Below are 7,759 nucleotides of genomic sequence, written 5' to 3'. Positions count from 1 at the left end.
ATGCTCGCAGGGGCTATCACGAAGTTCTACGAGACGCTCCGATGGCCACGATGGCAAGACGACCTCGCCGCCTTGAACCTGGCCGACGGCTTGCAGCTTTACCCTCCCCCCTTCACCACAGAGGGAAAGGACGTCGCCACCGTCAGTAAGGGGACGGTGCCGATGAGGGAACTCATCGGCGTACACAACATCTTCATGGACCAGCTCGGGTCCGGTCAAGGCGTCCCCGACCCATGGTCCGCGGCCACGTGACCGTTCCGACAGGCCATGGCCTACCGGACACGCTCCGGACTCGAGTCGTCGAGGGTGCGAGGCGGGTCAAAGGGTGCCAAGGCGGTTGGTGGCCACGCCGTCGCTAGGGTCAGGGCATGAACGAGGCCGACCGCGAATTGCTCCGCCGGGCCGAGGCCGAAGTGGCGGCGCTGCCCCACCGCGACCCGTCACCCCGTTTGGGCGACGGCCCCGCCCCCGAGACCGAGCCGACCGGTCGGGCTCGGCTGCTCGCCCCGCTGACCCTCATCGTCTGCTTCGTCACGGCCTGCGCCGAGGGTTCCTGGCTCTGGTTCTCCGCCGCAGAGTGGACCTCGATGGTCTGGCTCGCCGTGCCATTCCTGCTGGTCGCCTCGATCGTGCTCGCACTCATCGCCGGAGCTCTAGGCGGCCGCACTGGCCGATGGGCCGGCGTCTGTGGTGGCATCGCGATCGTGCCGCCCGTATGTTTCGTGGTGTCGCTTCCGCTGGCGCTTTTTACGTAGACCGCTGCGGCTTGCGCCGAGTCAGCTTGGTGGCAGGCCGGTAGCCGATCGTCTATAGGGCACCCTCGGTCAGGGCCAACGCACTACTAGATGCAACATAGCCAGCATCAACTGCCCGAATCGCAGAAGAACTTTTCTGTGGAGTGGCGCTGCGCGCTCTAGCTCTCGGGCCGTCGGCCGCACGAACAACGCAGGAGGCACGCTGTTCCAGCACGTCTCTCGACCAGGGACCTGCTGCGCGTGGTCCTCCTCGTACTGGCACTCCCCACAGGCCACCGGCGCCTCGAGGGTCGAACCCCCGTGCTCTTCCCAGGGGTGCTCGCAGTCTGGGCATGACGTCTCTCGCAGCCGCCGCCGCACGGCACGGCCGGAAACGCCTGCGGGATTGCTCATGGAGCGAGTATGCCCGTCTCGCGATGCGCCCTGGAGCCGATCGTCTACTGCGACACACCAAAGCCGCCCTTCCCTCCTCTGCGCGTGCAGGGGCTCCTGGCGCTACCCACGCAAGGACCCGGACGTGGCAAGTAACTCGGCAGCCTCGGTGGCGATGAGATCCGACAACTGTTCTGGTGGCAGCTCGTCGACACCGCTCATGATCAGCAAGGCCTCGACCCCAGGCACCCACGTGTCATCCCTAAATCTGAAACTGAATCCTCGCAAGGCTTCCGAAAGCTGCAGATACCTCTCGTCGCGACCAGCGATCAAGCGCAGACTCTCGACAACGAGAGTTCGCCGGCCAGCCTCGTCACCGTCGGTGGTCAACCCTAGATCGGTGCCGATCGCGAGGAGGTACCGAAGGTTCTCGCTTGCAGGCAGGCTCTTGGACTCGCCAGCAAGAAGGCGAATGTTCAAGCTGTCATGGCCCGCCATCAACCAAGCGACGGCAAGCTCAGGGCCGCACCATTCATCGGCCTCTCGCGTGAGCGCGACGACCAGCAGGATCGCGACCACGTCCCGATCAGTCACCTCAGTTTCCACAAATCCGCCATGGTCGACAGCAGCATTGTCTTCCGCGACCAACGGTCTCGTCCTCGCTCTGACTCGCTTGTGGAACCACATCAGGACTGCTCCCCTCGTTGAACCGCACGATAGACCGTCGAGCGGGCGACCCCGAAGAGCTCGGCGATCTCGCTGGTCGTGTGGGCGCCGGTGCGGTGTAGCTGCACGAGGTGCTTCTCCTGCGAGGCGGTGAGCTTGGGCTTGCGGCCGCGGAGCTTGCCGGCAGCCTTGGCAATCGCCATGCCCTCACGGGTACGGGCGCGAATCAGGTCAGCCTCGGACTCAGCCACCATGCCGAGAACATTGAAAAGCAGCCGCCCAACCGGGTCGGTGGGGTCGTAGACCGCTCCCCCGAGGTTCAGAGCGACACCCTTCTTCGTCAGCTCATCCGCGATGTCCGTCGCATCGCGCAGCGATCGAGCGAGACGGTCGAGCTTGGTGACGACCAAGACATCGCCGGCACGGCACGCCGCCAGGGCCTCGCGGAGCCCGGGCCGGGCTCGAGTCGTACCCGACAGCCCGTGGTCAACATGGACGTGTTGATCGTCAACACCGAGCGCTGCCAGACCATCACGTTGTGCTGCAAGATCCTGTCCCGAGGTCGAGACGCGGGCATATCCGATGAGCATCCGACGACTGTAGCGTTTAGACCCCCATCACCGGGCATTTTTGCGGGACAGGCATACGCGAATCTGCAGGCCAGGCACCACTTGACCCCAGCCGGCCAAACACGGAAGCGGAGAGTGTCCCGATGAACGACCGTCTCCGCGCACCTCCGATGCCGCCGTCATGAGCACCATGACGACGACACATGCCGGCCCGCGCCGACGACCGCGGATCTCATGACCACGGCACGGATCTCGGCCGGGCCCTCGCATCGGCTTCGATCCCCCTGCTCGCACTCGGAGCCACCCGCATCTCATGGTCGACGCCCGAGACGGCGCCCCTGCTCGCCACGATCATCGACGTGCCGACGCTCACTGCCACCGCAGTGCTCGCCGTCGCCAGGACCCCGTTCCCCGTGGCGACGACGGGGTCAGGTGCGGCCGATCAGCTGCTGCGACCTGCAGGAGGCGCGGTGCGCGGAATCCGGCACCGCGCCTCCTCGGGGTGGTCGCGTCAGGGGACGATGACGGCCCGGCCGCGGACGGTGCCGGCGGCGAGGGCCTCGTAGGCCTTCGGGCCGTCGTCGAGCGAGTAGCGCTGCGTGGCGACCTCGACCTGGCCGGCCCGGGCGAGGTCGAGGACCTCGATCAGTTCGCTGCGGCTGCCCCAGTAGGGGATGCGCACGGCGACGTCGTAGGCGATCGCGCCGAAGCCGAGCTCGACGGTGCCGCCACCGATGCCGACGATGGTCACGTCGGCGTCCGCCGCGGCGACCGCGACGGCCGTGGCCATCGTCGGCCCCGCCCCGACGAAGTCGAAGACGGCCTGGACGCCGAGGCCCCCGGTGATCTCGCGGATGGCGTCCGCGGCGTGCTCGTCGCTGATCACCGTGTGGTGCGCACCGACGTGCTTCGCCAGCTCGAGCTTCTCGTCGCTCACGTCGAGCGCGATGATCTGCGCACCCGAGAGCGCCCGCAGGATCTGGATGCCGACGTGCCCGAGGCCTCCGGTGCCGATGACGACGGCGTAGGTGCCGGCGCCGAGCTTCGGGAGCGAGGTCTTGATCGCGTGGTACGGCGTGAGGCCGGCGTCGGTGAGCGACACGTTCTCGACCGGGTCGAGGTCGCCGAGCGGCACCAGGTGGCGGGGGTCGTCGACGATCATGTACTCGGCCATCGACCCGGGAGCGCCGAGCCCGGGAGGCTTGATGCCCTCGGCGGCGGCGTTGACGCAGTAGTTCTCCTTGCCCTGGGCGCACTGGTGGCAACGGCCACAACCCCACGGGCCGTAGACGGCGACCGCGTCACCGACCTGCAGGTGCTCGACGCCCTCGCCGAGCTCGGCCACGATGCCGGCGCCCTCGTGCCCGAGCGTGAGCGGCAGCGGGTAGCCCTGCGCGGTGTAGTCCTCTTCACCGAGGCTCATGACGTACTCGTCGGAGTGGCAGACACCGGCCGCCGTGACCTTCAGCAGCACCTGCCCGGGGCCGGGTGACGGCTTCTCGATCTCGACGACTTCGGGGTGTTGACCGACCTGGGTGTACTGGAGTGCCTTCATGGGCCGCAGGCTACGCCCGACTGCTGGAGAACGCACGACAGGTGTCGCGTTACTGGAGGCGTCGGGGCGCGGTCGTGCCGTGCCGCCGGCGGCGTCGGGGCGTGGTGGTGGCGGTGACCGACGGTGACGGTGGTCGGCCCTACGATCGACGGCATGGCACACCTGCACCGGGCCGGCATGAGCCCCTCCAAGATCGACCTGCTCGACGCCTGGGTGCCGACCCAGCCGTGGTTCGAGGGCCCACCCCGGTCCGAGGGCACGGCCGACGAGGGCCTGCGCAGCGTCGCGGCCTTCCGCTTCGACGACCCGGCGGGCGAGGTCGGCGTCGAGACGATCATCGTCGCCACGCCCGACGGCGTGCAGTTGCAGGTGCCCCTCACGTATCGCGACGCTCCCCTGGCCGGTGCCGACGACCACCTCGTCGGGACGACCGAGCACTCGGTGCTCGGCACGCGGTGGGTCTACGACGGCACGGCCGACCCGGTCTGGGCCGCGGCCCTCGCGACGGCCGTGCTGACCGGCGGCACCCAGGCCGAGGCCTGGTTCGAGGTCGACGGCGAACGACAGGTCCGCGAGCCGAACTCGACCGTCGTCGGCAGCGGCACCCCGGGCACCCCCGTGCCCGACGTCGACCGCCTCACCGTCGACCAGGTCGAGGGCCGGACGGTCGTCACCGGCGCGGCGGTCCGCATCGTCGTCGCCCGCGTCCTCGGTCGACACGACGCCGGCGCCCTCGCCTCGACCGGCGGCCACAGCGGCGACCACGGGGTCGAGGTCCTCACCGGCACGTGGACCGGGCACGACCAGCCCGAGACGCTCGCCGTCGTGCTCACGGCGTAGCCACCTGCAGGAGGCGCGGTGTGCGGTCGTCGCGCACCGCGCCTCCTCGACGTCCGGGCAGGAGGCGCGGGTGGCGTCCTCGAGGAGCCGCCCCGCGCCTCCTCGTCTCGTCCCCAGACGGTCGCCGGGTGACGGGACGGTGAACGATCGTGCACGGGGCTTCGTCGGGAGGCACGCTGCCGCTACGGTGGCCCGATGACGGCGATCGACACCTCCCCGACGACCGCGGCCCCCGCGCCCGGCACGCCCCTCACGGGCACGACCCCGACGAGCAGCGACCACCTTCGGTCGCCCCTGTCGGGCACCAGCTCCTCGGGTACGGATTTCTCGGGTTCGCCCCTCTCGGGCACCGTGCTCGCGACGCCGCCCACGGCCGAGCTGCACCTGCACGTCGAGGGCACGCTCGAACCCGAGCTCGTCTTCGCCCTCGCCGACCGCAACGACGTCGATCTGCCCTTCGCCTCGGTCGACGAGCTGCGCGCGGCGTACTCCTTCGGCTCGCTGCAGGAGTTCCTCGACCTCTACTACGCGTGCACGGCCGTGCTGCAGACCGCACAGGACTTCCACGACCTCGCCTGGGCCTACCTCGAACGCGCCCACGCCCAAGGGCTGCGTCACGTCGAGATGTTCTTCGACCCCCAGGCGCACACCTCTCGCGACGTCGACGTCGACGAGGTCATCGACGGGCTGACCCAGGCGCTCGGCGAGGCGCGCGAGCGGTTCGGCATCACGGGCGGGCTCATCCTCTGCTTCCTGCGGCACCTGCCGGTGGGCGACGCCGCCGCGACCCTCGAGTCCGTCGCGCACCGCGCCTCCGACCTGATCGGGGTGGGGCTCGACTCCTCCGAGGTGGGGTTCCCGCCCGCCGCATTCGCCCGCGTCTTCGACCGTGCCCGCGCGCTCGGGCTGCACGTCGTCGCCCACGCCGGTGAAGAGGGGCCGCCGTCATACGTCACGGACGCCCTCGACCTGCTGCACGTCGAACGCGTCGACCACGGGGTGCGCAGCCTCGAGGACGACGCCCTCGTCGCCCGCCTCGTCGCCGACCGGGTGCCGCTCACCGTCTGCCCGCTGTCCAACCTGCGGCTTGCGGTGGTGTCCGACCTGGCCGAGCACCCGCTGCCCCGCATGCTCGAGGCCGGGCTGCTCGTCACGGTCAACAGCGACGACCCCGCCTACTTCGGCGGCTACGTGGGCGACAACTACGAGGCGCTGCGCGACGTGCTCGGGCTGGACGACGACATGCTCGCCCTGCTGGCGACGAACTCGGTCGAGGCATCGTTCGCCGACGCCGACCGCAAGGCCGAGCTCACCGCCGAGGTGCAGGCCTGGCGCGAGGCGCGTCGCGGGGCCTGAAGCGCGCGGCCTGCGGCACGGGGCCTGAGGCACGGGGGTGGGCGCCGACGCACGCGAGGGCGGGCGGGCGGGCGAGTTCGTACAGGACGGGCCGTTCCGATGGACCGGTGTCGACGAACTGGACGGACGGAGGTGCCGTGCGTTCCGGTCGGTGAGGCGCCGCCGATGGCTAGAGCGTGCGTCCCTGATGGCTAGAGCGTGCGGCCGGCGTTGGCCTCGAGCCAGGCCTTGGGGTCGACCTGCGTCGTGCCGCCCAGCAGCACCTCGAAGTGCAGGTGCTCGCCGGTCGCGACACCACTGCGGCCGACCTTGCCGACCAGCTCGCCCACCTGGACCGTCTGCCCGGCGACCAGCGGGCTCGAACCGATCTGCATGTGCGCGTACAGGGTGCTGACGCGCTGACCGTCGATCACGTGATCGATCACGGCGTACTGACCGAACTGACCGTGCATGCCAGACGTGCGCACCACGCCCGCGGCCGCGGCACCGATGGGGGTGCCGCCGCCGGGCGTCATGTCGAGGCCCATGTGCATGCTCGAGCACGCCGCGCACGGAGCCGCACGGGGACCGAAGCCCGAGCTGAGGACGACCGAGCCCGGGAACGGCCAGCGGATGTCACCGATGCCCGAGTTGACGATGGTGCCGGCCCCCGAGGAGGCGCGGTAGGAGTTCGTCGACCCCGCGACGTTCTTCGAGGTCACGACGGGCTCGGGCTCGGGCGGCGGAGGCGGCGGCGGTGCGTCGGTCACCCCGAAGGCGTCGCGGTCGGACACGGTCAGCACGACGAGCGACGCCGCGAGGGTCTGGGTCGGCATCGGAGCGGCACCGGCGGTCGGGATGTTCGACCCGCCCAGGTCGCTGGCCGAGGCCGGGGTGAGGTTCGACGTGAAGAAGAGCATGACGGCGCAGACGCCGAGCACGGGCAAGGTCGCCGCACGGACGCGCGACGAGACGGCCCGCAGCCGCGAACGGCCGGGGGTCGCCCGGGGGCTCGGGTTCGGGCGGCCGGCGTCTCGGGTCCGACGCAGCACGGCCGGCACGGAGGCCCGCGGTCGGCGCGCGACGCTGGTCGTGGGGGCCGCCTCGGCGGCCGTCGCACCCACTTCCGAACCATGCACCCGGTTGCTCGTGGGTGCATCGTTCGAAACCGGGTTCATCGTCGGGCTGGTCGCAGGAGCGACGGAGGACGGTGCGGAGGCGGGAGCAGCAGGAGCAGCGGCAGCGACCGGAGCAGTAGGAGGCGCAGCGGAGGACGGTGCGGAGACGGGCGCAGCGGACGACGGTGCGGAGGCGGGAGCAGCGGAACCAGTGTCGGCAGGATCAGTGTCGGCAGCGGCGGCAGCCGCGCGCTCGAGGGCGCGGGCCTCGCGGCGGGTCATCGGCACGGCGGCACCGGGCGTCTGCTCGACGGGCGAGGCCGGCTCGGCCGGCACCGCGGTCTCTCGGGTGTTCGAGGGGTCGGTCATGAGCGCTTCCTGGGACGGACGGCGCGTCGACTCACGGTTCTCCTCGATGGGGCGGACCGACCCACCTTACGATCAGAGCCGCTCGCTGACCAGGGGTGGAGGCGAATTTTCAGGAGCTGCACCCTTCGTGGTCGACCGGCACCGCACCTCCTGACCGGGGTCGGTCGCCGTGATGCGGGT

General features: G+C 70.4%; 8 protein-coding genes. 4 read left to right on the top strand and 4 right to left on the bottom strand.

Annotated elements, in window-relative coordinates:
• Positions 1–252, top strand: a 252-nt coding sequence (locus ACIOSR_RS11545) for a DUF2625 family protein (protein ID WP_402752684.1), incomplete at its 5' end; no start/stop codon positions are given.
• A gap of 116 nt (positions 253–368) precedes the next feature.
• A complete protein-coding gene (locus ACIOSR_RS11540; RefSeq protein ID WP_402752683.1) occupies positions 369–755 on the top strand; it encodes a hypothetical protein in 387 nt (128 codons plus the stop codon).
• A gap of 495 nt (positions 756–1,250) precedes the next feature.
• On the opposite strand, the gene ACIOSR_RS11535 is transcribed toward ACIOSR_RS11540, so the two are convergent.
• The 3 genes from ACIOSR_RS11535 to ACIOSR_RS11525 form a co-directional block, all read right to left on the bottom strand.
• Positions 1,251–1,775 (bottom strand): hypothetical protein, encoded by a 525-nt coding sequence (locus ACIOSR_RS11535; RefSeq protein ID WP_402752682.1) that lies wholly within the window; start codon positions 1,773–1,775, stop codon positions 1,251–1,253.
• A gap of 38 nt (positions 1,776–1,813) precedes the next feature.
• On the bottom strand, positions 1,814–2,383 hold the full coding sequence (locus tag ACIOSR_RS11530; RefSeq protein ID WP_402752681.1) for a recombinase family protein: 570 nt from the start codon (positions 2,381–2,383) through the stop codon (positions 1,814–1,816).
• Between the two features lie 490 nt (positions 2,384–2,873).
• Positions 2,874–3,917: an NAD(P)-dependent alcohol dehydrogenase gene (locus tag ACIOSR_RS11525; protein WP_192125018.1), complete on the bottom strand. Its 1,044-nt coding sequence runs from the start codon at positions 3,915–3,917 to the stop codon at positions 2,874–2,876.
• A gap of 153 nt (positions 3,918–4,070) precedes the next feature.
• Here ACIOSR_RS11525 and ACIOSR_RS11520 point away from each other — a divergent pair, with 153 nt between their 5' ends.
• A complete protein-coding gene (locus ACIOSR_RS11520) occupies positions 4,071–4,757 on the top strand; it encodes a CG0192-related protein (protein ID WP_056044693.1) in 687 nt (228 codons plus the stop codon).
• A 195-nt stretch (positions 4,758–4,952) separates the two neighbouring features.
• Positions 4,953–6,113 (top strand): adenosine deaminase, encoded by a 1,161-nt coding sequence (locus ACIOSR_RS11515; RefSeq protein WP_402752680.1) that lies wholly within the window; start codon positions 4,953–4,955, stop codon positions 6,111–6,113.
• A gap of 191 nt (positions 6,114–6,304) precedes the next feature.
• Here ACIOSR_RS11515 and ACIOSR_RS11510 read toward each other — a convergent pair whose 3' ends face one another.
• A complete protein-coding gene (locus ACIOSR_RS11510) occupies positions 6,305–7,579 on the bottom strand; it encodes a M23 family metallopeptidase (RefSeq protein ID WP_402752679.1) in 1,275 nt (424 codons plus the stop codon).
• Positions 7,580–7,759 lie beyond the last annotated feature (180 nt).

This window comes from Frigoribacterium sp. NPDC087798 (assembly GCF_044742985.1).
Classification (GTDB): Bacteria; Actinomycetota; Actinomycetes; order Actinomycetales; family Microbacteriaceae; genus Frigoribacterium.
The sequence above is the reverse complement of the archived record's forward strand: the minus strand, read 5'-3'. Positions and strand labels throughout refer to the sequence as shown.